This is a genomic window from Achromobacter sp. SIMBA_011 (assembly GCF_046535435.1).
In the GTDB taxonomy this organism is placed as follows: domain Bacteria; phylum Pseudomonadota; class Gammaproteobacteria; order Burkholderiales; family Burkholderiaceae_B; genus Achromobacter; species Achromobacter dolens.
Genome location: NZ_JAWRWN010000188.1, coordinates 1 through 329 on the forward strand (window position 1 = coordinate 1; position 329 = coordinate 329).

General features: G+C 72.0%; 1 protein-coding gene. It reads right to left on the bottom strand.

All coding sequences use genetic code 11. The features are described 5' to 3' along the window. Nucleotides 1–329, bottom strand: a 329-nt coding sequence (locus SB816_RS30510; RefSeq protein WP_410548055.1) for an ABC transporter substrate-binding protein, incomplete at both ends; no start/stop codon positions are given.

A 329-nucleotide genomic window follows, 5' to 3' on the forward strand; every position in this document is an offset into this window, starting at 1 on the left:
GTCGCGTCGATCGGCTGCCAGCGCGTGTTGCGGCGCTCGAACTGCAGCTTCGCGGCTGCCGGCGGGATGCCGATGATGCGCGCGAGCGCCGCGGAATACGCGTCGACGTGCCGGTACGACCACGCCTGCGCACGCACCACGCGTTGCACGAAGTCGCGCAGCACGTCGCGCTTCGCCGCGATCGCGGCATCGGTGGCCGCGATGTAGCTGAGGCCCGACCACAGCCCGCGGCCGTTGACGAGCACGCGCGCGCGGCCGCTCGTTTCGGCGAGCGCGGTGTACGGTTCCCACGTCGCCCATGCGTCGATCGATCCGGTGGCGAGCGCAAG